The sequence below is a fragment of the Caballeronia choica genome (assembly GCF_001544535.1).
GTDB classification, from domain to species: Bacteria; Pseudomonadota; Gammaproteobacteria; order Burkholderiales; family Burkholderiaceae; genus Caballeronia; species Caballeronia choica.
Map to the genome: position 1 here is coordinate 46,104 of NZ_FCON02000004.1, position 22,235 is coordinate 68,338.

20 protein-coding genes are annotated in these 22,235 nt (G+C 64.0%); 10 read left to right on the forward strand and 10 right to left on the reverse strand.

All coding sequences use genetic code 11. The features are described 5' to 3' along the window. Nucleotides 1-38 precede the first annotated feature (38 nt). Complete coding sequence (locus tag AWB68_RS02880; RefSeq protein ID WP_087642853.1) at nt 39-740, reverse strand: FadR/GntR family transcriptional regulator; 702 nt, start codon at nt 738-740, stop codon at nt 39-41. Nucleotides 741-925: 185 nt separating this feature from the next. Between AWB68_RS02880 and AWB68_RS02885 the strand changes: the two genes are divergently transcribed. The 3 genes from AWB68_RS02885 (at nt 926) to AWB68_RS02895 (ending at nt 5,005) form a co-directional block, all read left to right on the forward strand. Then, nucleotides 926-2,044 (forward strand): mannitol dehydrogenase family protein, encoded by a 1,119-nt coding sequence (locus AWB68_RS02885; RefSeq protein ID WP_087642854.1) that lies wholly within the window; start codon nt 926-928, stop codon nt 2,042-2,044. Nucleotides 2,045-2,165: 121 nt separating this feature from the next. Further along, nucleotides 2,166-3,452, forward strand: coding sequence for an MFS transporter (locus tag AWB68_RS02890; RefSeq protein WP_087642855.1), 1,287 nt, complete (start codon nt 2,166-2,168; stop codon nt 3,450-3,452). A gap of 5 nt (nt 3,453-3,457) precedes the next feature. Further along, nucleotides 3,458-5,005: a D-arabinonate dehydratase gene (locus AWB68_RS02895; RefSeq protein WP_087642934.1), complete on the forward strand. Its 1,548-nt coding sequence runs from the start codon at nt 3,458-3,460 to the stop codon at nt 5,003-5,005. A gap of 166 nt (nt 5,006-5,171) precedes the next feature. On the opposite strand, the gene AWB68_RS02900 is transcribed toward AWB68_RS02895, so the two are convergent. The 3 genes from AWB68_RS02900 to AWB68_RS02910 all read right to left on the reverse strand — a co-directional run bounded on the left by AWB68_RS02900 (nt 5,172) and on the right by AWB68_RS02910 (nt 8,937). Then, on the reverse strand, nt 5,172-6,818 hold the full coding sequence (locus AWB68_RS02900) for an NAD(P)/FAD-dependent oxidoreductase (protein ID WP_087642856.1): 1,647 nt from the start codon (nt 6,816-6,818) through the stop codon (nt 5,172-5,174). A 260-nt stretch (nt 6,819-7,078) separates the two neighbouring features. Next, nucleotides 7,079-7,621, reverse strand: coding sequence for a response regulator transcription factor (locus AWB68_RS02905; RefSeq protein ID WP_087642857.1), 543 nt, complete (start codon nt 7,619-7,621; stop codon nt 7,079-7,081). After that, entirely contained in the window at nt 7,618-8,937 is a 1,320-nt protein-coding gene (locus AWB68_RS02910; RefSeq protein WP_087642858.1) for an ATP-binding protein, read from the reverse strand. Before AWB68_RS02910 ends, AWB68_RS02905 begins: the two co-directional genes overlap by 4 nt. Nucleotides 8,938-9,133: 196 nt before the next feature. Here AWB68_RS02910 and AWB68_RS02915 point away from each other — a divergent pair, with 196 nt between their 5' ends. Next, on the forward strand, nt 9,134-10,756 hold the full coding sequence (locus tag AWB68_RS02915; protein WP_160109950.1) for a tetratricopeptide repeat protein: 1,623 nt from the start codon (nt 9,134-9,136) through the stop codon (nt 10,754-10,756). Nucleotides 10,757-10,807: 51 nt separating this feature from the next. Here AWB68_RS02915 and AWB68_RS02920 read toward each other — a convergent pair whose 3' ends face one another. Further along, nucleotides 10,808-11,017, reverse strand: a complete 210-nt coding sequence (locus tag AWB68_RS02920) for a cysteine-rich CWC family protein (protein WP_087642860.1) — start codon at nt 11,015-11,017, stop codon at nt 10,808-10,810. 136 nt (nt 11,018-11,153) lie between these two features. On the opposite strand from AWB68_RS02920, the gene argB reads away from it, so the two are divergent. The 6 genes from argB to AWB68_RS02950 all read left to right on the forward strand — a co-directional run bounded on the left by argB (nt 11,154) and on the right by AWB68_RS02950 (nt 17,082). Continuing rightward, nucleotides 11,154-12,053, forward strand: a complete 900-nt coding sequence (argB, locus tag AWB68_RS02925) for an acetylglutamate kinase (protein ID WP_062638272.1) — start codon at nt 11,154-11,156, stop codon at nt 12,051-12,053. A gap of 84 nt (nt 12,054-12,137) precedes the next feature. Beyond that, a complete protein-coding gene (locus AWB68_RS02930) occupies nt 12,138-12,869 on the forward strand; it encodes a pyrimidine 5'-nucleotidase (RefSeq protein WP_087642861.1) in 732 nt (243 codons plus the stop codon). Nucleotides 12,870-13,065: 196 nt separating this feature from the next. Further along, a complete protein-coding gene (metX, locus tag AWB68_RS02935) occupies nt 13,066-14,211 on the forward strand; it encodes a homoserine O-succinyltransferase MetX (RefSeq protein WP_087642862.1) in 1,146 nt (381 codons plus the stop codon). Then, the gene (metW, locus tag AWB68_RS02940) at nt 14,208-14,816 is read left to right on the forward strand and encodes a methionine biosynthesis protein MetW (RefSeq protein ID WP_087642863.1); all 609 of its coding nucleotides are present in this window, start codon (nt 14,208-14,210) and stop codon (nt 14,814-14,816) included. The genes metX and metW overlap by 4 nt, the downstream gene beginning before the upstream one ends. A gap of 56 nt (nt 14,817-14,872) precedes the next feature. Beyond that, nucleotides 14,873-16,159 (forward strand): AmpG family muropeptide MFS transporter, encoded by a 1,287-nt coding sequence (locus AWB68_RS02945; protein ID WP_087642864.1) that lies wholly within the window; start codon nt 14,873-14,875, stop codon nt 16,157-16,159. After that, on the forward strand, nt 16,156-17,082 hold the full coding sequence (locus tag AWB68_RS02950) for a M48 family metallopeptidase (protein WP_087642865.1): 927 nt from the start codon (nt 16,156-16,158) through the stop codon (nt 17,080-17,082). The genes AWB68_RS02945 and AWB68_RS02950 overlap by 4 nt, the downstream gene beginning before the upstream one ends. 7 nt (nt 17,083-17,089) lie before the next feature. Here AWB68_RS02950 and AWB68_RS02955 read toward each other — a convergent pair whose 3' ends face one another. The 5 genes from AWB68_RS02955 to gatC form a co-directional block, all read right to left on the reverse strand. After that, nucleotides 17,090-17,872, reverse strand: coding sequence for an exodeoxyribonuclease III (locus tag AWB68_RS02955; protein ID WP_087642866.1), 783 nt, complete (start codon nt 17,870-17,872; stop codon nt 17,090-17,092). Between the two features lie 62 nt (nt 17,873-17,934). Then, complete coding sequence (locus AWB68_RS02960) at nt 17,935-18,774, reverse strand: PPK2 family polyphosphate kinase (protein ID WP_087642867.1); 840 nt, start codon at nt 18,772-18,774, stop codon at nt 17,935-17,937. A 78-nt stretch (nt 18,775-18,852) separates the two neighbouring features. Next, nucleotides 18,853-20,328, reverse strand: coding sequence for an Asp-tRNA(Asn)/Glu-tRNA(Gln) amidotransferase subunit GatB (gene gatB, locus AWB68_RS02965; RefSeq protein ID WP_087642868.1), 1,476 nt, complete (start codon nt 20,326-20,328; stop codon nt 18,853-18,855). Further along, complete coding sequence (gene gatA / locus AWB68_RS02970) at nt 20,325-21,812, reverse strand: Asp-tRNA(Asn)/Glu-tRNA(Gln) amidotransferase subunit GatA (RefSeq protein ID WP_087642869.1); 1,488 nt, start codon at nt 21,810-21,812, stop codon at nt 20,325-20,327. The genes gatB and gatA overlap by 4 nt, the downstream gene beginning before the upstream one ends. Before the next feature lie 75 nt (nt 21,813-21,887). Next, entirely contained in the window at nt 21,888-22,187 is a 300-nt protein-coding gene (gatC, locus tag AWB68_RS02975) for an Asp-tRNA(Asn)/Glu-tRNA(Gln) amidotransferase subunit GatC (protein ID WP_087642870.1), read from the reverse strand. Between the last annotated feature and the right edge of the window lie 48 nt (nt 22,188-22,235).

The window sequence follows — 22,235 nt, forward strand, 5'->3', positions numbered from 1 at the left end:
GGCTGGACCCGGCGGCCCGTTTCCCCGAAACGGGCCGTTCAACCCTTGCGACGCGTCATCAGCCGCGCGCAAGAGGCTTTCATATGCCGTTGCATCGCCGCCTGCGCCTGAACGGCGTCGTGATCCTCCAGCGCTTCCAGAATCTCCCGATGTTCCGCGAGCGCCGCCGCCCAGGTGTCCTCGCCCTCGAAGTGTCCCCGCAGCGTGGATGACAGCGGACTATGCCGCTCGTCGAACAGGCTCGCGACCGTCCTGACCAGCACGTCGTTCCCCGATAGTTGCGCGATCGCCAGATGAAACGCGCGGTCCGCCGCCATTGGAATCTGGCCGCCTGCCACTTCGCGCGCCATCGTTTCGTATAGCGCGCGCAGCGCCTTGAGCGCCTTCGGCTTCGCGAACGGCGCGACGCTCGCCGCAATCGCGCCCTCGATCACCACACGCGCCGTCATGATTTCGACCGGGCTTTCGCCAAGTTCGGCGCCGGATTTCGGCGCGGCGGCGTTTGCCGGCGTCGCGCAGATGTAGACGCCCGAGCCCATGCGGATTTCCACGCGTCCTTCCAGTTCGAGCGCAACGAGCGCCTCCCGCACCGACGGCCGCGATACCCCGAGCGTCTGCGCGAGTTCGCGCTCCGACGGCAGGCGCCCGTTCTGCGCGAATCCCTGCTGCTCGATCAGATCGCGCAGCTTGTCGGCGATCTGCAGATAGAGACGACGCGTCTCGACAGGTTTCACGCTCACGTGACGGCTCCTCGGAAAGGCTCGGGAAAACGTGGATTGTAATCAGTGGAAGCGTTGACGGGCGGTTGAGCGCGGGTCTGGCGTTCGCCAGTCACTTACAAGTGGCTTGACCAGTTCGTTTTAGTGACACTAACATGCGATCCGGTAAGGCCAAAACAATCATCCCCTTCGATACCCGCTCAACGATGAACAATCCGATCTTGCAGTTCGGCACGAGCCGCTTCTTGCAGGCGCACGTCGATCTATTCGTCGCTCAGGCTACCCGCCGCGAGCCGTCGCGTGCGCTCGGCAAGATCACCGTCGTGCAGACGACCGCGAGCGCCGAGAGCCGCGCCCGCATCGACGCGCTTCGTGCGAACGGCCGCTATCCGGTGCGCATTCGCGGACGCCGCCACGGCGAAACGGTCGATACGACCGTCGAGTGCGACGCGATCACCGAAGCACTACACGCGAACGACGACTGGCAACTGCTGCGCGAGCGTGTCGCGCACGACGTGCAGACGATCGTCTCCAACACCGCCGACTCCGGCTACGCCCTGTCCGCCAACGATACCGCCGACCTGCTCGAAGGCCGGCGCGCGCCGCGCGGCTTCGCGGCGAAGCTGGCCGTGCTGCTGCACGACCGCTATCGCGCGGGCGGCGGGCCGATCACGCTGCTGCCCTGCGAACTGGTCTCGCATAACGGCGACACGCTGCGCGACCTGGTCACGAACGTGGCGCAAGCCTGGCACGCCGGCGCCGATTTCATCGACTATCTCACGCGCCGCTGCGTGTGGGTCAATTCGCTGGTCGACCGGATCGTATCGGAGGCGATCCATCCGGTCGGGGCGATCGCCGAGCCTTACGCGCTGTGGGCCATCGAGCGCAAGGCAGGCATGACGCTGCCGTGCGAACACGCAGACATCGTCGTCACCGACGATCTCGCCCACTACGAGCGCCTCAAGCTGCTGCTGCTCAATCTCGGCCACACGATGCTGGTCGAATCCTGGCTCACGCATGACGGCGCGCCGGACCTGATCGTCCTCGATGCGATGCGCGACGCGTCGTATCGCGATGCGCTCGAAGCCGTGTGGCAGGACGAAGTCCTGCCCGTCTTTGACGCGCTCGGCCAGCACGACACCGCGCGCGCCTATCTCGCCGACGTGCGCGACCGCTTCGAGAATCCGTTCCTCGCGCACCGTCTCGCCGACATCGCCCGCAATCACGACGAGAAGAAAGAGCGGCGCCTGCGGCCCGTCATCGATCTTGCAGAGCAATTGAACTTGCGCATCGAGCAGCGCAGGCTGCGCGCGGCGCTCGCGTGAGGCGCGCAGGCTCGCCGCAGACGCGGGCCGCTGAATGACAAGTAACCGACCCGCGCATCCGGCAGCGCGGCGCAGGTCCGAAAACGAAACCATGAATACCGCTTTTTGGAGGAGACAGACGATGCGCAAAATGCGTTGGGTAGTGATTCTTTTATGCTTTCTGGCCATCGCCGTGAACTACATCGACCGCGCGAATCTTGCGGTCGCGGCACCGCAGATCGAGAAGGCGCTCGGCATCGGCCCGGCTGAAATGGGACTCGTGATGAGCGGCTTCTTCTGGACCTACGCGCTCATGCAGATGCCGTTCGGCTGGTTCGTCGACCGGGTCGGCGCGCGCATCGCGCTGCCGCTCGCTGTCGGCTGGTGGTCGGTCTTCACCGCGCTGACCGCGGCCGCAACGAGCGTCGCAGGCATGTTCGGCTGCCGGCTGATGCTCGGTGTTGGCGAAGCGGGCGCGTATCCGTCGTGCGCGAAGCTCGTGTCGCAATGGTTCAAGCCGGAACAACGGGCGCTCGCTACCAGCATCTTCGACAGCGGCTCGCGCGTCGGCTCCGCGCTGTCCATTCCGGTCGTCGCGCTGATCATCAGTTCGTTCGGCTGGGAAGCGTCGTTCATCATCACGGGCGCTATCGGCGCGATCTGGATCCTCGGCTGGCTGCTGATCTACCGCAATCCGTCGCGCGGCGATCTGACCGGCGCGCCCGATGCCGCCCCGCAAGTCAGGGCCGCACCCAGGAACAAGGTCACGTGGGGCTCGCTCTTCAAGTACCGCACGCTGTGGGGCATGATGCTCGGCTTCTTCTGCCTGAACTTCGTGATCTACTTCTTCATCACCTGGTTTCCGAGCTACCTCGTGCAGACCCATGGCTTCTCGCTGAAGTCGCTCGGCACGCTCGGCATGATTCCCGCGCTCGTCTCGATTCCCGGCGGCTGGCTCGGGGGCTTCGTGTCCGACTCGCTGTTCCGGCGCGGCTGGAGCCTCACCGCGGCGCGCAAGACCTGCATGGTCGGCGGCATGCTGCTCTCGTCGATCATCACGCTCTGCGCATTCACGACTAACATCTATCTGATGCTCGCGTTTTTCGGCATCGCGTACGGCAGCCTCGCGTTCGCGGCGGCGAGCATCTGGTCGCTGCCCGGCGACGTCGCGCCGACGCCCGATCACGTCGCATCGATCGGCGGCATCCAGAACTTCGCGTCGAACCTTGCGGGCATCGTCATCACGACCTTCACCGGCTTCATGGTCGAGTTGACCAAGGGCTCGTTCACGATTCCGCTGTGCGTCGCGGGCGGCTTCTGTTTTCTCGGCGCGTTCAGTTATCTCGTGATCGTCGGCAAGATCGAGCCGCTCTCCAATGACGACGACTCGACTTCCCTCTCCGGGCGCAGCACTCCCTCACCGGTATGAACATCATGTCCACCATTGCCACCGCCGCCGATCATGCCGTGATACGGCTGCATCCCAACGACGACGTCGTGATCGCGACGCGCCAACTGATGTCCGGCGCGCGCATCGCGTCGGAAGACCTCGTCGTGACCGGGCTGATTCCGCCCGGCCACAAGATCGCGACGCGCGACATCGCGAAGGGCGAGCCGGTCAAGCGCTACAACCAGATCATCGGCGTGGCGCGTGAGGCGATCGCGCGCGGCCAGCATGTGCACATGCATAACCTCGGGATGGCGGAGTTCGCACGCGAGCATGAGTTCGGCGTGGATCGTCATCCGACCGACTTCGTCGAGCGGCCCGCGACTTTCATGGGCATCCGCCGCGACGATGGGCGTGTCGCGACGCGCAACTTCATCGGCGTGTTGACGAGCGTGAACTGCTCGGCGACGGTCGCGCGCGCCATCGCCGATCATTTCCGCCGCGACGTGCATCCCGAAGCGCTCGCCGATTATCCGAACGTGGATGGCGTGATCGCGTTGACGCACGGCCTCGGCTGCGGCATCGACATGCAGGGTGAAGGGCTCGCGATCTTGCGGCGCACGCTAGCCGGTTACGCGGTGCATCCCAACTTTTATTCCGTGCTGTTCGTCGGGCTCGGTTGCGAGACGAACCAGATTTCCGGCGTGCTCGAATCGAGCGGATTGAAAGACGGCGAGCGCCTGAAGAGCTTCACGATCCAGGACAGCGGCGGGTCGAGGAAAACGGTCGAGCGTGGCATCGAGATGGTGAAGGAAATGCTCGCCGACGCGAACCGCGTCTCGCGCGAGCCATTGCCCGCGTCACATATCGTGGTCGGGTTGCAATGCGGCGGCTCGGACGGTTATTCGGGCATTTCCGCGAACCCCGCGCTCGGCGCCGCCGTCGACCGGCTCGTGCGGCATGGCGGCACGGCGATTCTCTCCGAAACACCCGAGGTCTACGGCGCCGAGCACCTGCTCACGCGCCGCGCGGTGAGCCGTGAAGTCGGCGAGAAGTTGCTCGCGCGCATCGCCTGGTGGGAAGACTATTGCGCGCGTAATGGCGCGGCGCTCGACAACAATCCGTCGGCGGGCAACAAGGTCGGCGGGCTCACGACGATTCTCGAAAAGTCGCTCGGCGCGGTGGCGAAGGGCGGGACGACGAATCTCGTCGAAGTGTACGAGTACGCAGAGCGCATCGATGCCAAAGGCTTCGTGTTCATGGACTCGCCCGGCTACGATCCGATGTCGGCGACGGGACAGGTTGCGTCCGGTGCGAACCTGATCTGCTTCACGACGGGGCGCGGATCGGCGTATGGCTGCGCGCCGTCGCCGTCGCTCAAGCTCGCGACGAACACAGCGCTCTGGGAGCGGCAGGAAGACGATATCGACATCAACTGCGGCGGCGTGATCGACGGAACCGCATCGATCGATCAGCTTGGCGAAGCGATTTTTCGCATGATGCTGGATTGCGCGTCGGGTGTTGCGTCGAAGAGCGAAGTCCACGGATATGGGCAGAATGAATTCGTGCCGTGGCAGGTGGGGGTGGTCACCTGATTTCCCGCTTTTTTCCCTCGATCAGCAAAACAAATGAAATGGCCGCTGCCCGCTCCGCGAATCGAGGCGAATCGATGCGATGCGGGCCGGCATGCTGGCCCGCCTTCAGATTGGCGTGAGTCGCGGGTGGCCGTGACGCTTCAGATAGGCGAATGCTTCCGCACGATCAGCCAGCCGAGCTGATCGCCGGCGGATTCGCCTGCTCTTCGACCATTTTCAAAGCCAGCGCCTCCGCGACTTCGATGCCGTCGATCGCCGCCGAATAGATCCCGCCCGCGTATCCCGCGCCCTCGCCCGCCGGATAGAGCCCTTCGACATTGACGCTCTGAAAGTCGTCCTTGCGGCGCACGCGGATCGGCGATGAGGTTCGGGTCTCGACCCCCGTCAGCACGGCGTCGTGCATCGCGAAACCCGGGATCTTCTTGTCGAGTTGCGGCAGCGCCTCGCGGATCGCCTCGATGACATAATCCGGCAGCGCCGTGCTGAGATCGGTCGGGCGCACACCGGGCTTGTATGACGGCTCGACCGAGCCGAGCGACGTCGACGGCCGTCCCGCGATGAAGTCACCCACCAGCTGCGCCGGCGCGCTGTAGTCGCCGCCGCCGAGCTCGAACGCGCGCTCTTCCCACTTGCGCTGAAACTCGATGCCCGCGAGCGGACCGCCAGGAAAGTCATCCGGCGTAATGCCGACGACGATTCCCGCGTTCGCGTTTCGCTCGTTGCGCGAATACTGGCTCATGCCGTTGGTGACGACGCGGCCCGGCTCGGATGCCGCGGCGACGACGGTGCCCCCGGGGCACATGCAAAAGCTGTAAACCGCGCGGCCATTGCTGCAATGATGGACAAGCTTGTAGTCGGCGGCGCCGAGCAGCTTGTGCCCGGCGAATTTGCCGAAGCGGCTGCGGTCGATGACGCCCTGCGGATGCTCGATCCGGAAACCGAGCGAATACGGCTTCGACTCCATGTAGACGTCGCGGTCGTGCAGCATCTGAAACGTGTCGCGCGCACTGTGGCCGACCGCCAGAACCACATGATCGCAGCGCAAAGTCTCGCCGTTCGCGAGGGTCAGACCGCGCACTTTGCCGTGCTCGATCTGGATGTCCTCGACGCGGCTCTCGAAGCGCACTTCGCCACCGAGCTGATGGATCGTCGCCCGCATTTTCTCGACCATGCTCACCAGCCGGAACGTACCGATGTGCGGACGGCTCAGGTACAGGATGTCGTCCGGGGCGCCCGCCTTCACAAATTCATCGAGCACCTTGCGGCCGTAGTGCTTCGGATCCTTGATCTGGCTATAGAGCTTGCCATCGGAAAAGGTGCCGGCGCCGCCCTCACCGAACTGCACGTTCGACTCCGGGTTCAAGACATTCTTGCGCCACAGGCCCCAGGTGTCCTTCGTCCGTTCGCGCACGGCTTTGCCGCGCTCAAGAATGATCGGACGAAAACCCATCTGCGCGAGGATCAGCCCGGCGAACAGCCCGCAAGGGCCCATCCCGATGACAACCGGCCGCGGCAGATTCGATTTTTCAGGCGCCCTCGCGACGAAGTGGTACGCCATGTCGGGCGTGACGCTGCAGTGGGGAGCCGCGTCGAGATGCTTTCTCGCCGACGCTTCGTCCGTCACCTCGACGTCGACGATATAGGTGAGCTTGATATCGGAGCGCTTTCGCGCATCGTGCGCACGGCGAAACACGGTGTAGCGGATGAGATCGCCCGACGGTACGCCGAGATCGTCGAGGCGCGAGCGTATCGCGGCTTCCAGAGCCGCTTCGGGGTGGTCGAGCGGGAGTTTGACTTCGCTTAAACGTAGCATGAGAACCTGTATTCGGTGGCCGCAGGAAGCGGCCTGCTCGATTTTAATGCGTTTAACGTGGGTGGGCGTGGGCGGAGCATGGACGCGGGGAAGGTTAGATAGCCGGATTTGGAAAGCCACTACGCCCGGATGCCTTCGGCCGGGTTCAGTTCGGCTGACCCAACATCAAGACGGATTTGCCGATCCGCTTTCGCTGTAAGCGACGCGCACAAACAGAAAGGGGCGGTCTCGCGGACCGCCCCTTTTTTATCGCCCGTTGCCTATTGCCGCACGGGCTTCTTGGCGAGCTTTCGCTGCAACGTACGCCGATGCATGTTCAGCGCGCGCGCCGTGGCGGAGATGTTGCCGTTGTTCTCGGCCAGCACGCGCTGGATGTGCTCCCACTCGAGCCGCGCGACCGAGAGCAGCGCCGGATTTTCGATCGCTTCCTCTGCGGTCTGCTCGCTCGCCTGCTCTTGCAACGCCGACAGGATCGTCTCGACGTTCGCCGGCTTCGCGAGATAGTTATCCGCGCCGTCCTTCACCGCCTGGACCGCGGTCGCGATGCTCGCGTAACCGGTCAGCACGAGAATGCGCGCGTCGGGCTGCAGGTCGCGCAGCGGCGCCACGAGCGTGAGCCCCGAGTCGTTGCCGAGATGCAGGTCCACCGTGATCTGGTTGAACTTGTGCGTGTTCGCGAGCTTCAGCGCCTCGCCGGCGTTGTGCGCCTGATGGGGCGTATAGCCGCGCCGCGCAAGACCGCGCGCGAGGATGCCCGAGAACACCTCGTCATCGTCGATGATCAGGAAATTCATGTCGCTCATGCTTTTTTCTCCGTGGTGGCGGACGAGTGGCCGCCCGGTTGCATCCTTGCGCGTGTGGCCGATCCCGCCGCGCTCTGCTCCGGCACGCGCAGCACGGCGCGCGTGCCGCGCGGGCTGGCCGCCGCAAGCTCGATCGAGCCGCCGAACCGCGCCGCTGATGTGAACGCCAGATAGAGCCCGACGCCGTGGCCGCCCTGCGTGCTCTCGACCGGCATCGCGCCGAGCGAGCCGCGCAACGCGGACGGAATGCCCGGACCCCGGTCGCAGACGTCGAACTGGATGAACGGCTCGCCCGCGTCGGGCACCGCCGACGTCGAGAGCGTGACCGAATCGCTGCTCGCACGCGCCGCATTATCCAGCAGAATCGTGAGGATCTGGCCGACCGCGACGGAGTCGTCGATCGAAACGTCGCCGGGCGTCGTGCCGAGTTGCTCGAACCGCACATGCGGATGACGCAGCCGCCATTGCGCGACGAAGCTTTCGAGCCAATGGTCGAGCGGCTGGCGGTTCGACGGCCCGCTCGCGCGGCTGCGCAAGCGGGCGAGCGCGGACGTGCAGAGCGTCATCTGCTGTTCGAGCAATTCGAAGTCGGCGGCGTAGGGCGCGAGGTTCTTGTCGCCCGATGCCGCGTCGCGCAACTCTTCGCTCAACATCGCAATCGTCGAAAGCGGCGTGCCGATCTCGTGCGCGACGGTCGCCGCCTGCACGCCCAACGCGACGGCGCGCTCGTCGCGCAACAGGCGCTGCTGGGCGTCGGCAAGCGCGGCGTCACGCTGGCGCAGCGCCCGCGACATGCGCGCGACGAACCAGCCGATCAGCCCGACGCTCACCATGAAGTTCACCCACAGCCCCATGCGGAAATACTCGAACAGGTTCGCCGGATTCTCGATGTTGAGCGGCACGTAGTTATAGCTCAGGAGCGCGTAACAAATCACGGCAAAGAGCGCGAGGATCGACGTCATCGCCCACGGCAGCACGGCCGCGGCGATCGCGAGCGACGGAAGATAGAGCGTGACGAACGGATTTGTCGCGCCGCCGGAGAGAAACAGCAACGCCGACAGCGCGCCCAGGTCGACCCACAGTTGCCCGAACAGTTCGAGATTGGTCTCGGGCCGCGCACGCGCGACACGCACCCACGTCATCGCATTGAAGATCATTTCGAGGCCGACCACGAGCAGCATGGCGGGGATCGGCAGATGCGCGCCATAAAACGCCTGTACGACTGCAATCGTCACCAGTTGGCCGATGATCGCGAGACTGCGAAGCCAGAACAAGTGGCCGAGGTTGACGCGTCCGGTGTTCGTTATACGATGCATCGGGTTACTTCCTGCGTGTAATTCGGAATAGTCTAATGGTTTAGGGTTGGTGCTTTGGCACACCATCGAAAGTTAACTTTCGAAAACTGCCGCGGCCCGGCCGCCCACCAAAAAAATGACTCGCAGCCCTAATTCTCGCGGCAAACATTCCGCCGCCGCTCAAGACAACACTCAGCACGACATTATCGCGCGCGCCGTGGCGGCCTATCTCGCCAATGCGAAATCCGCCTCTGAAAGGAAGCTGCTTGCGGAACAGGCCGTCTGGCTCCAGGCCGCGCTGATCCTCGAGCCCGAACTCGTCGAAGCCAGGCTGCAACTCATCGACGTGATGATCAAGCGCGGCGCGATCCGCGATGCGATCACGCTCGCGGCGAATCTCGTCGAACGCGAGCCGCAGCACGCGCTCGCGCTCTGGCATCTCGGCTATGCGCTGCAACTCGCCGGGCATCACGCCGAGGCCGTTCCGTTCTATCAACGCGCGTATGCCATCGACAGCACCGTGCCCACGCTGCGCAACAATCTCGCGGTGGCGCTCGAAGTGTCGGGCCATACCGACGAGTCGCTCAAGCTGCTGGAGGAAGCCGTCGCGGAGAACGTCAACGACATCGAAGCGTGGACCAATCTCTCGCGCATGTACCCGCAGCGCGGCGAGCTCGAACACGCGATCGCGGCGGGCAAGCGCGCCGTCCAGATCGATGCGTCGAATGCACTGGCGCAGTCGAACTACAGTCTCGCGCTGAAGGAAGCGCAACGCTGGAATGATGCGACCGCAGCAGCGCTCGCCGCCGCCGAGGCAGCGCCGCAAACGCCGCGCTTTCCATTCAACCTGTCGCTGCTGGATCTTATCCAGTGCAACTATCCGCGCGGTTGGGCGAATTTCGAAAACCGCTGGGACGGGTCGTCCGAACTGGCGGGTTCCCATCCTGCGTTCGAAGTTCCGCGCTGGAACGGCGAACCGTTGCGCGGCAAGACGCTGTTGCTGTGGGGCGAACAAGGTTTCGGCGACGCGTTGCAGTTCTGTCGCTTCGTGCCGATGCTTGCCAAGCAAGTGCACGCGCAGGGCGGCAAACTCGTGTGGGTGGCGTTCAAGGCGCTGCATCCGTTGATGGCGCGCATGGCGCCGAAGAACGTCGAATGCATCCCGCACGACGCCGAACTCGCGCCGCACGATTTCCACTTCCCGCTTTTGAGCCTGCCTCTGCACTTCGGCATCGACGGCGATTCGATCCCGGCCAAGCGCTCCTACCTCTCCGCCGACAGCGAGCGTGCGGCGCAATGGCGCGCGCAATCGGTGGATGGCAAGCAATTGCGGGTCGGCGTCGTGTGGAGCGGCGGCCTGACGCATCAGCGAAACCAGTTCCGCAGCGTGGGAATCGATCGATATGTGAAGGCGTTCGGCGCGCTCGAAAACGTCGCGTTCTTTTCGCTTCAGAAGGGTGCGCACGAAGACGTCGCGCATGCGCAGAAGAGCGGCTTCGCGATCGCCGATCACACCGCCGGATTCGAAAACTTCGACGACACCGCCGCGTTCATCGATTCGCTCGATCTCGTCATTACCGTGTGCACGAGCATCGCGCACCTCGCTGCGGCGCTCGGCAAGCCGACCTGGGTTCTGCTCGACGTCAATCCGCACTGGGTCTGGCAACTGGAACGCACCGACAGCCCGTGGTATCCGACCGCGACGCTGTATCGGCAGAAGCATTTCGCGCAGTGGGAGCCGGTGCTCGAAGACCTCACCCGCGACTTGAGCGCGCTCGCCGCGAAACACGCGAGCGCCGCGGCGCCGAAGCGGCGCACGGCGAAAAAGCTGGCGGAATAGGCTGAATAAGCCGCCCCGCGCGAAACGGCGACCTTGCAACGGTCGCCGTTTTCATTTGTGCTGCGCGCGGCCGATTTCCTCGGCAAGACACACCGGACACAGGCATCCGATGCCGCTCTTCAGCCTTTCGATCGGCAGTTGGGGCAGCGACGCACACCAGCACCGAGCATCGCCCGCCAGCGAGCCGCAGCGAAATGCCGTCCCGCAACGTGAGCACGTCTGCGCCTGGGCATTGTCCTTGCGTTCCGACTCCGTCGTCATCGACTCTTCCCGCTAAAAATAAGACGATCATCCCACGTCGGCGCGCCTTGGCAACCTGCGCGTAAAACGCCCTGCTGCGCTGCGTCAGTCCTGTACAATTCGGCGTGTTTAAACAGCTCTTCGCCCATTTGCCGCCATGTCCGAGCTACCCGACCTTACGCAGATCGCGCCGACCCTGAAAGCCGAAATTCTGGCCGAGGCGCTGCCCTACATCCGCCAGTATCACGGCAAGACGATCGTGATCAAATACGGCGGCAACGCAATGACCGAAGAGCGGCTGAAACAGGGCTTCGCGCGCGACGTGATCCTGCTGAAGCTGGTCGGCATCAATCCGGTGATCGTCCACGGCGGCGGCCCGCAGATCGACCAGGCGCTCAAGAAGATCGGCAAGCAGGGCACCTTCATCCAGGGCATGCGCGTCACCGACGAAGAGACGATGGAAGTCGTCGAATGGGTGCTCGGCGGCGAAGTGCAGCAGGACATCGTCACGCTGATCAATCACTTCGGCGGCCAGGCGGTCGGACTGACAGGCAAGGACGGCGGACTGATCCACGCGCGCAAGCTGCAGATGCCGGATCGCGACAATCCGGGCCAGTTCATCGATATCGGCCAGGTCGGCGAGGTCGAGGCGATCAATCCGGCGGTCGTGAAGGCGCTGCAGGACGACGCGTTCATCCCGGTCATTTCCCCGATCGGCTTCGGCGAAGACGGTCTCTCGTACAACATCAACGCGGATCTGGTCGCGGGCAAGCTGGCGGTCGTGCTGAACGCCGAGAAGCTCGTGATGATGACGAACATCCCCGGCGTGATGGACAAGGAAGGCAACCTGCTCACCGATCTCTCCGCGCGCGAGATCGACGCTCTTTTCGCCGACGGCACGATCTCCGGCGGCATGCTGCCGAAAATCTCGTCGGCGCTCGACGCGGCGAAGAGCGGCGTGCGGTCGGTTCACATCATCGACGGACGCATCGAGCATTCGGTGCTGCTCGAAATCCTGACCGAGCAGCCGTTTGGCACGATGATCCGTTCGCACTAAAATTCGTCCTGAGTTTGCCCCGTATTTGCCCCGCAGGCGCAGCGTCCGCTACGCCTGCCGTCTCCCTGGCGGAAGCCTCCGCAGATGAATCCCACCCGCATTTCGCGCCGGCGCCGCGTCAAGCAACGCGGCCCCGTCTGGCTCTTCGACCTCGACAACACGCTGCACCACGCGTCGCACGAGATTTTTCCCGCGATCAACAAGGCGATGACGCAGTACATCATCGATACGCTGAACGTCGATATCGATGAGGCGAACCGGCTGCGCGTCGGCTACACGGTGCGTTATGGCGCGACGCTGCTCGGCCTCGTGCGCCATCACGGCATCGATCCCGCCGATTTCCTGCGCGCGGTCCACACGTTCGCCGACCTTAAGTCGATGCTGCGCGCCGAACGCGGTCTCGCGCGAATGCTGCGCGCGTTGCCCGGACGCAAGATCGTGCTGACCAACGGGCCGACGCTCTACGCCCGCGCCGTGCTGGCGGAACTCGGCATCGGCAGGCTGTTCGAGCGCGTGATCGCGATCGAGGACATGCGCGATCGCGACGCCTGGCGCGCCAAGCCCGACGCGCGGATGCTGCGTCGCGCGATGCGCCGCGCCCACGTACGGCTCGCGGATGCGATCCTCGTCGAGGATACGCGCGGGCATCTGAAGCGCTACAAGCGGCTGGGGATTCGCACGGTCTGGATCGTCGGGCATCTGCCGCATGCGCGCGACGCGAGCGGCAAGGTTTCGATGCGACGACCGGGCACGGGCCGGCCGCACTACGTCGATCTGCGGGTGCGGTCGCTGCGTCAACTCGCGCTGGGCGTCTAAAGCCGATTTTCCGCTATACTTCTTCGCTATCTTGATTTTGCACTGACGCGCCGATTTGCTGACTCGATTGCGGGCGCGCGAACCCTTCGCCGGGTTCACTACAAATGCGGCTAAAGAGGTCGTCAGCCGCGCAGCGCTTTTCCCCCCGCGCATTCGCCGACGCCGTTTAGCCGCCCTGTCACTCAAGGCGGAATGAATGGAATCGATCGGTATCGTCACTCCCCAGACACTGCATTTCGCGGACCCCCTGCGCATGCAGAACGGCAGCCTGTTCGGCGACTACGATCTCGTCGTCGAAACGTATGGCGAACTGAACGCCGCGCGCTCGAACGCCGTGCTCGTCTGCCACGCGCTCAATGCTTCGCATCACGTCGCCGGCGTCTATGCCGACAGCCCGAAAAACGTCGGCTGGTGGGACAACATGGTCGGCCCCGGCAAGCCGCTCGACACCAATCGCTTCTTCGTCATCGGCGTGAACAACCTCGGCTCGTGCTTCGGCTCGACCGGGCCGATGAGCATCGATCCGTCGACCGGCAGGCCGTATGGCGCGAGCTTTCCTGTCGTGACCGTGGAGGACTGGGTGCATGCGCAGGCGCGCGTCGCGGACGCATTCGGCATCGAGCGTTTCGCCGCCGTCATGGGCGGCAGCTTAGGCGGCATGCAGGCGCTCGCGTGGAGCATGATGTACCCGGAACGCATCGGCCATTGCATCGTGGTCGCATCGACGCCGAAGCTCTCGGCACAGAACATCGCGTTCAACGAGACGGCGCGCTCGGCGATCCTCTCCGACCCGGACTTCCACGGCGGCGACTACTACGCGCACGGCGTGAAGCCGCGTCGCGGGTTGCGCGTGGCGCGCATGATCGGACACATCACGTATCTTTCCGACGACGACATGGCCGTCAAGTTCGGCCGGGCGCTGCGCCGCGCGGAAGGCGCGCTCGACGCGTACAACTTCAACTTCGACGTGGAGTTCGAAGTGGAATCGTACTTGCGCTATCAGGCCGACAAGTTCGCCGAATACTTCGACGCCAACACCTACCTGCTGATTACGCGCGCGCTCGATTACTTCGACCCGGCCAAGGCCTTCGACGGTGATCTCACCGAGGCGCTGGCACACACGACGGCGAAGTACCTGATCGCGAGCTTCTCGACCGACTGGCGCTTCGCGCCCGCGCGCTCGCGGGAACTCGTGAAGGCGCTGCTCGACCACAAGCGCAACGTGAGCTACGCCGAGATCGACGCGCCGCACGGCCACGACGCCTTCCTGCTCGACGACGCGCGCTATCACAACCTGATGCGCGCCTATTACGAACGCATTGCCGCCGAGGTGGGCGCATGAACCAGAACACACTCGATTCCCTGGCGCTGCGCTCCGACTTCCGCGCGATCGCGCGCTGGGTCGAACCGCGCTCGACCGTCCTCGATCTCGGCTGCGGCGACGGCTCGCTGCTGTCGCTGCTGGGCGAAGAACTCGACGTGAACGGCTACGGCATCGAAATCAACGATGCGGGCGTGCTCGCCTGCGCGCAGAAAGGCGTGAACGTGATCCAGCAGAACCTGGAAGACGGCCTGCGGCTCTTCGAGGACGACAGTTTCGACTTCGCGATCCTCTCACAGACCTTGCAGACGATTCACCAGACCGCGGCGATCCTGCGCGAGACCTTGCGCGTCGGGCGTGAATGCATCGTGTCGTTCCCGAATTTCGGGTACTGGCCGCATCGGCTGGCGGTGATCCAGGGGCGCATGCCGGTGTCGAAATCGCTGCCGTATCAGTGGCACAACACGCCGAACGTGCGCGTGCTCACGATCAAGGACTTCGAGGCGCTCGCGCCCGAAGTCGGCATCGAGATACTCGATCGCGTGGTGCTGCATGGCGGGCAGTCGATCCGGTGGGGCGCGAACTGGCGTGGTAGTCTTGCGGTCTATCGCGTGAAGCGCGGCTGATCGATGCACTGGTTCAGCGCCTCTCTCGCATCGACAACCGCAATGCCTCCATCGATATGTCCAACTCGCCACACGAGGCGCCCGCTCTTTCTGCTCACGAAGATCATCCCGGCTGGCGCGCGTTCCTCAACACGCGCATCCTGATTTGCGTCTTTCTCGGCTTCACGTCGGGACTGCCGCTTTTCACGCTCGTCTATCTGGTGCAGGCGTGGCTGCGCACTGAAGGCGTCAACCTGAAGGAAATCGGGCTCTTCGCGCTGATCCAGTTTCCCTATACGTGGAAGTTCGTCTGGGCGCCGCTGATGGACCGCTACGTTCCGCGCCTGCCCGGCTGGCGTCCCGGTCGGCGGCGCGGCTGGATGATCGTCACGCAGTTGCTGGTGGCGGTGGCGATCGGCACGCTCGGCTTCGTGTCACCGTCGAAGGAAATCTGGACGGTCGCCGCCCTGACCGCGCTCGTCGCGTTCTTCGGCGCGAGCCAGGACATCGCGATCGACGCCTATCGGCGCGAACTGCTCGCCGATACCGAACAAGGGCTCGGCAACGCGGTCCACGTGAACGCGTACAAGATCGCCGCGCTCATTCCGGGCTCGCTCGCGCTGATCCTGTCCGATCATCTGCCGTGGTCGATCGTGTTCATCGTCACGGCCGCCTTCATGCTGCCGGGCATGGTGATGACGATGGTCGTGAAGGAACCGGAAGTGCACGGTGCGCCGCCGAAGAACCTGCGCGAAGCGATCGTCGAACCGTTTCACGAGTTCATCATGCGCGACGGCTGGCGCACCGCGCTTCTCGTGCTCGGCTTCATCTTCCTGTACAAGCTCGGCGACGTGATGGCGACCACGCTTTCCACGTCTTTCTTCCTCGATATCGGCTTCAACAAGACGCAGATCGGCGTGATCGCGAAGACGGTGGCATTTTGGGCAAGCATCGCGGGCGGGATCATCGGCGGCGTGTGGCTGGTGAAGATCGGCATCGCGCGCGGTCTGTGGATTTTCGGCGCGCTGCAGATCGTCTCGACGCTCGGTTTCGCGTGGCTCGCGAAGCTCGGGCCGTCGGCGCTCGCGCTCGGCGCGCTGTACGGCTTCGAGACCTTCGCGACCGGACTCACGACGGCGGCTTTCATCGCCTATATCGCGAGCACGACGGACCCGCGCTACACCGCGACGCAGTTCGCGCTCTTCACGAGCCTCGCTTCCGTGCCGCGCACGCTGGCGTCGGCGTCGAGCGGGTTCATCGTCGCGCAGACGGGCTGGTTCGAGTACTTCATGATCTGCACGGCGCTCTCGATTCCGGGCATGTTACTGTTGCCAAGAATCGCGCCCTGGAGAGCTCAACGATGACGGTGCACGCCCCGCTCCGCGCCGCTCTGTTTGCCTTTTCCGCGCTGACGTTCGCGTCCGCCGCCTGCTTCGCCGCATCCGATGCCGAGGACGCCCAGCGCGTCCCGCCGCCCTACACCGCACCGGACACTCAGATCCGCTTCGGCAATGCGGCGCTATTTCGCAACCTGATTCCACCGGCGACGCTCGAAACGCAGGCGGCGCAGGAATATGCGCAAATCCTGCGCGAAGCCGAACACAACAAGACCCTGCTCGGCGACGACAACGCGCTCGTCAAACGCGTCCGCGACATCATCAATCATGAGATTCCGTTCGCGCTGAAGTGGAACGATCGCTCGAAGAACTGGAAGTGGGAAATCAACGTCGTCAAGTCGAACGAGATCCGCATGTATTGCCTGCCGGGCGGCAAGATCGTGATCTACAGCGGGCTCATCGACAAGCTGCGCCTGAACGACAACGAAATCGGCATGATGGCGGGCCATGAGATCGCGCACGCGCTGCGCGAACACGCGCGCGACCGGCTCGGACGCCAGCAGGCGGCGCAACTGAGCGCGGGCACGGTGCCGCAGCTCTTCGGCTTTGTCGACATGGGATCGACGCAGTTAGGCATCGGCGAGCAGTTGCTGGCGATGCGCTACTCGCCCGCCGACGAAACCGAAGCCGATGTGATCGGCAGCGAGATCGCCTCGCGCGCGGGCTACGATCCGCGCGCGGCGATCACGTTGTGGAACAAGATCGATTCGGCGACGCGCCGCTCGGACAACGGTTTCATCTGGATGCATCCGTACGGGTCGACCCGCCGCCAGGACCTGCTCAAGCGCATGCCGGACATGATGCCGCTCTACGCGAAGGCGATCGGCAAGACGGTCGACCAGTTGCCCGGTTACGCGGGAATGGGGCGCTTCAAGAAGATCGCCCGCTAGAGCCGGATCACTTCTTCTTCACTTTCCAGTCGTAGTCCACCGTCAGCGGTGCGTGGTCGCTGAACTTCACCTCGCGATACACCGACGTCGACTTCGCCGTCGCGGCGACTTCGGGCGTTGCGATCTGATAGTCGATCCGCCACCCGACGTTCTTCGCGTAAGCCTGTCCGCGATTGCTCCACCACGTATATTGCTCGGGACGCGTGTCGAGCGTGCGGAACACGTCGACGTAACCGACGTCGTCGAACAGCTTCGTCAGCCATTCGCGCTCTTCCGGCAGGCAACCGGAGTTCTTCTGGTTGCTCTTCCAGTTCTTGATGTCGATTTCCTTGTGGACGATGTTCACGTCGCCGCACAGGATCACCTCGCGCTCCGTCGACAACGCCGCCAGATGCGGCATGAACTCGTCCATGAAGCGGTACTTGGCCTGCTGGCGCTCGTCGCCGCTCGATCCCGACGGCACATAAACCGATACCACCGACAGCTTCCCGAAACGCGCTTCAACATACCGCCCTTCCGGGTCGAACTCCTCGCTGCCGAAGCCGATGACCACTTCGTCCGGTTCATGCCGTGCGTAGAGTCCGGCGCCGCTGTAGCCCTTCTTGACCGCGTGCTGGAAATAGCCCTGAAAGCCATGCGGCGCCAGAAACTCGGGCGTCAGATCGTCCTGCGAACACTTGATTTCCTGCACGCAGACGACGTCGGCTTCCTGCGTGCCGAACCAGTCGAAGAAGCCTTTCCGGGCGGCCGAACGAATGCCGTTCAGATTGGCGGTGATCACGCGAAACATAGCCCTGTCCTTTTCCTTTTGTATGAATTGCGGTCGATTGCGGAAGATTCCGCTCGCCCCGCTCACTCGACCTTGACGCCCTTCAGCGATTCCTTCGCTGGCGGAAATTCGAGCTTCAGCCCCTGAAGCGTCCGCAGCAACAACTCGGCGATCATCAGATTGCGATGGGTCTTCGAATCGCCGGGAATCATGTACCACGGCGCGTATTCAGTCGAGGTCGCGCCGAGCGCCACCGAATACGCGCTCTGATAGTCGTCCCACTGCTTGCGTGCTTCGAGATCGGACACATCGAATTTCCAGTGCTTGGTCGGATCATCGATGCGGGCTTGCAAACGCTGGCGCTGCTCGTCCTTCGAGATGTGCAGGAAGCATTTGACGATTGCCGTTCCGCTGTCCGCGAGCAGCGCTTCGAACTCGCGAATATGCCGGTAGCGGCGCTCGCATTCTTCATCGTCGATCAGCTTCAGCACGCGCGGCACAAGCACGTCTTCGTAGTGGCTGCGGTTGAACACGCACAACTCGCCGGCCATCGGCGCCTGCGCGTGGACGCGCCAGAGGAAGTCGTGCGCGGCCTCGCGCTCGGAGGGCGCCCTGAACGGCACGATCCGCAAGCCGAGCGGATCGACATCATGAAACACCGCGCGGATCGTGCCGTCCTTGCCGCTCGTGTCCATGCCCTGCAGCACGAGCAGCACGCGCTGGCGATGTTGCGCATGAAGCTTCTCCTGCAACTCGTCGAGCAGCACGCCGACTTCCGACAACCGCGTTCGATCCTCTTCTTTCGATCCGCGCGATAACGGCTTGGCGGAAGAGTCGACCGATTTCAGGTCGAAGGGCTTGAGCTTTTTTCCGCCATCGAAGAACGGCACGAGGAAATCGTCGAGTTCGGGTTTTTTTGCCACGTCGTGCTCCAAATGAAAACGGGCTGCTGCCAAGCTAGACCGGCAGCAGCCCGTTCGTCCCAAAGCCTGTGAAGGCTATCAGGATAGTTTCTTCTTCAAAAGCTCGTTGACCTGCTGCGGATTCGCCCGGCCCTTGGTCGCCTTCATCGCCTGGCCGATCAGCGCGTTGAACGCCTTCTCCTTGCCCGCCCGGAATTCCTCGACCGACTTCTGATTCGCCGCGAGCACTTCGTCGATGATCGCTTCGAGCGCGCCGGTATCCGAAATCTGCTTCAAACCCTTCGCCTCGATGATGCGGTCGGCGGCGGCTTCGTCTGTGGCCTTTTCATCCCAGATCGCCTGGAAGATGTCCTTCGCGATCTTGTTCGAGATCGTGCCGTCCGCGATGCGCTGCAGGATCAGTGCGAGTTGCGCAGCGGAAACCGGCGATTCGGCGACATCGATCGACTCGCGGTTCAGTTGCGCGGAGACGTCGCCCATCAGCCAGTTCGCGGCGACCTTCGCCTGCGCGGCGCCGGCCTTCTCGACCAGCGCTTCGAAGTAAGCCGCCATCGCCTTCGACGAAGTCAGGCCCGCTGCGTCGTACCGCGTGAGGCCATATTGCTCGCCAAAGCGCGTCTGCATCGCTTCGGGCAGTTCGGGCATCGCGTCCTTCACACGCGCGACCCACGCGTGATCGATAACCAGCGGCATCAAATCCGGATCGGGGAAATAGCGGTAATCGTGCGCGTCTTCCTTGCTGCGCATCGAACGCGTTTCGCGCTTGTCCGGATCGTAGAGCCGTGTTTCCTGCACGACGGTGCCGCCATCCTCGATCAGCTCGATCTGGCGGCGCACTTCGTACTGGATCGCTTCTTCGAGGAAGCGGAACGAATTCAGGTTCTTGATCTCGGCGCGCGTGCCGAATTCCACCTGCCCGACCGGCCGCACCGAGACGTTCGCGTCGCAGCGAAACGATCCTTCCTGCATGTTGCCGTCGCAGATGCCGAGCCACACCACGAGCCCGTGCAATGCTTTCGCATACGCGACCGCCTCGGCTGCGCTGCGCATTTCCGGCTCGGTGACGATTTCGAGCAGCGGCGTGCCGGCGCGGTTCAGGTCGATGCCGGTCATGCCCGCGAAATCTTCGTGGAGCGACTTGCCGGCGTCCTCTTCGAGGTGGGCGCGCGTCAGGTTGATCGTCTTCTCGTACGCTTCCTTGCCGGACTTCTCGTTGGCCGGAACCTGGATCGTCAACGTGCCGCCCTGCACGACCGGAATCTCGTACTGGCTGATCTGATAACCCTTCGGCAGGTCCGGATAAAAGTAGTTCTTACGCGCAAAGACGCTGCGCGGCGCGACATGCGCGCCGATCGCGAGACCGAGGCGGATCGCGCGCTCGACGGCGCCGCGATTCATCACCGGCAAAACGCCCGGCAGCGCGAGATCGACAGGGCACGCCTGCGTGTTCGGCTCGGCGCCGAATTGCGTGGCCGCGCCGGAGAAAATCTTGGAGACGGTCGACAACTGCGCGTGCGTCTCGAGACCGATTACGACTTCCCACTGCATGCTCATACTCCCGCCGGTGCTTGACGGTGCCAGTCGGTCGCGCGCTGGAACGCGTCGGCAACCTGGAGCATCCGGGCTTCGTTGAAATAGTTGCCGACGATCTGCAAGCCGACCGGCCGGTTCGCGTTCGCGCCAGCGCCAAAACCGCACGGAATGCTCATGCCGGGCAGGCCCGCGAGGCTCGTGGACAACGTGTAGATGTCGGCGAGATACATCTGGACCGGATCGTCGGCCTTCTCACCGAGGTTCCACGCGACCGTCGGCGCGACGGGTCCCATGATCACGTCGCAGTGGCTGAACGCTTCCTGGAAGTCCTGCGCGATGATGCGGCGGATTTTCTGCGCCTGCAGGTAGTACGCGTCGTAGTAGCCATGCGACAGCACGTACGTGCCGACCAGGATGCGGCGCTTCACTTCCGGGCCAAAGCCTTCGGCGCGCGACTTCTTGTACATGTCGAGCAGGTCAGTGTACTGGGCTGCACGATGCCCGTAGCGCACGCCGTCGAAACGCGACAGGTTCGACGAAGCCTCCGCCGGCGCGATGATGTAGTACACGGGAATCGAAAGCTCGGTCTTGGGCAGCGACACGTCGACGAGCGTCGCGCCGAGCGCTTCGTATTGCTTCAGGGCGGCGTCGATGGCAGCGCGCACGTCGGCGGCAAGACCCGGGCCGAAGTACTCCTTGGGCATGCCGATGCGCAAACCGGTGAGCGGCTTCGCGGCATCGTCGCCGGACCAGCGCTGGCCAAGATAACGCGTGTAGTCTTCGTCCTCGCGTTGCAGGCTGGTGGAATCGCGTTCGTCGAACGACGCGATCGCGTTCAGCAGCGTCGCGCAATCGGTGGCGGTTTGCGCCATCGGCCCGCCCTGATCCAGCGACGACGCGAACGCGATCATCCCGTAGCGCGACACGCGCCCGTAGGTCGGCTTGATGCCGGTGATGCCGGTGAACGAAGCGGGCTGGCGGATCGAGCCGCCGGTGTCGGTGCCGGTCGCGGCGGGCGCGAGGCGCGCGGCCACCGCCGCCGCCGAACCGCCCGACGATCCGCCCGGCACCGCCTTCAGGTCCCACGGATTCTTCACGGCGCCGAAATACGAATTCTCGTTCGACGAACCCATCGCGAATTCGTCCATGTTGGTCTTGCCGAGGCAGACCATGCCGGCCTTGCCCAAACGATCGACGACGGTCGCATCGAACGGGCTCGCGTAGTTTTCGAGCATCCTCGAACCGGCCGTCGACGCCCAGCCGCGCGTGACGAACACATCCTTGTGCGCGATCGGCAGGCCGGTGAGCGCGCCCGCATTGCCTTGAGCGAGCAATGCGTCGGCGGCCTTCGCCTGCGCGAGCGTGAGATCGCGATCGACACTGATGAACGCGTTCAGATCCTTCGCGGCGTCGATGCGCTGGAGATACACCTGCGCGAGTTCGACGGCGGAGATTTCCTTCGTGTCGAGCGCCGCGCGCAGTTCGGTCAAACTTTTCTGATGCATTGCGGTTTCCTGATGGGCGCGGCGTCGTGCATGACGCGCGCCGGGACTTTCAAGACAAGCGGCCGGCGAGCCCCTTTATTCGATCACCTTGGGCACGAGAAAGAGCCCCTCCTGCACGGCGGGCGCGGAACGCTGGAACTCTTCGCGATTTACGCGCTCTGTCACTGCGTCGTCGCGCAGACGCAACGCGACCGCTTCGATCTGCTCGATCGGATGCGCGAGCGGCTCGATACCGGCCGTGTCGACAGCCTGCATCTGCTCGACGAGCCCGAAGAAATCGTTCAGGCGCGCGAGCGTCGGTGCGGCCTCTTGCGCGGGCAATTCGAGACGCGCCAGGTGCGCAATGCGTGTTACATCGGTCAGGGTCAAGGACATTCGTTCACCGGAGAAAGCTTGAACTGTCACGAAAGAGAAAACATTCGT

What these genes read in the sequence shown, in the direction of transcription:
- AWB68_RS02885 (WP_087642854.1), top strand. Translation starts at nt 926, where the DNA reads ATGAACAATCCGATCTTGCAGTTCGGCACGAGCCGCTTCTTGCAGGCG.
- AWB68_RS02890 (WP_087642855.1), top strand. Translation starts at nt 2,166, where the DNA reads ATGCGCAAAATGCGTTGGGTAGTGATTCTTTTATGCTTTCTGGCCATC.
- AWB68_RS02895 (WP_087642934.1), top strand. Translation starts at nt 3,458, where the DNA reads ATGTCCACCATTGCCACCGCCGCCGATCATGCCGTGATACGGCTGCAT.
- AWB68_RS02900 (WP_087642856.1), bottom strand. Translation starts at nt 6,818, where the DNA reads ATGCTACGTTTAAGCGAAGTCAAACTCCCGCTCGACCACCCCGAAGCG.
- AWB68_RS02905 (WP_087642857.1), bottom strand. Translation starts at nt 7,621, where the DNA reads ATGAGCGACATGAATTTCCTGATCATCGACGATGACGAGGTGTTCTCG.
- AWB68_RS02910 (WP_087642858.1), bottom strand. Translation starts at nt 8,937, where the DNA reads ATGCATCGTATAACGAACACCGGACGCGTCAACCTCGGCCACTTGTTC.
- AWB68_RS02920 (WP_087642860.1), bottom strand. Translation starts at nt 11,017, where the DNA reads ATGACGACGGAGTCGGAACGCAAGGACAATGCCCAGGCGCAGACGTGC.
- argB (WP_062638272.1), top strand. Translation starts at nt 11,154, where the DNA reads ATGTCCGAGCTACCCGACCTTACGCAGATCGCGCCGACCCTGAAAGCC.
- AWB68_RS02930 (WP_087642861.1), top strand. Translation starts at nt 12,138, where the DNA reads ATGAATCCCACCCGCATTTCGCGCCGGCGCCGCGTCAAGCAACGCGGC.
- metX (WP_087642862.1), top strand. Translation starts at nt 13,066, where the DNA reads ATGGAATCGATCGGTATCGTCACTCCCCAGACACTGCATTTCGCGGAC.
- metW (WP_087642863.1), top strand. Translation starts at nt 14,208, where the DNA reads ATGAACCAGAACACACTCGATTCCCTGGCGCTGCGCTCCGACTTCCGC.
- AWB68_RS02945 (WP_087642864.1), top strand. Translation starts at nt 14,873, where the DNA reads ATGTCCAACTCGCCACACGAGGCGCCCGCTCTTTCTGCTCACGAAGAT.
- AWB68_RS02950 (WP_087642865.1), top strand. Translation starts at nt 16,156, where the DNA reads ATGACGGTGCACGCCCCGCTCCGCGCCGCTCTGTTTGCCTTTTCCGCG.
- AWB68_RS02955 (WP_087642866.1), bottom strand. Translation starts at nt 17,872, where the DNA reads ATGTTTCGCGTGATCACCGCCAATCTGAACGGCATTCGTTCGGCCGCC.
- gatB (WP_087642868.1), bottom strand. Translation starts at nt 20,328, where the DNA reads ATGAGCATGCAGTGGGAAGTCGTAATCGGTCTCGAGACGCACGCGCAG.
- gatA (WP_087642869.1), bottom strand. Translation starts at nt 21,812, where the DNA reads ATGCATCAGAAAAGTTTGACCGAACTGCGCGCGGCGCTCGACACGAAG.
- gatC (WP_087642870.1), bottom strand. Translation starts at nt 22,187, where the DNA reads ATGTCCTTGACCCTGACCGATGTAACACGCATTGCGCACCTGGCGCGT.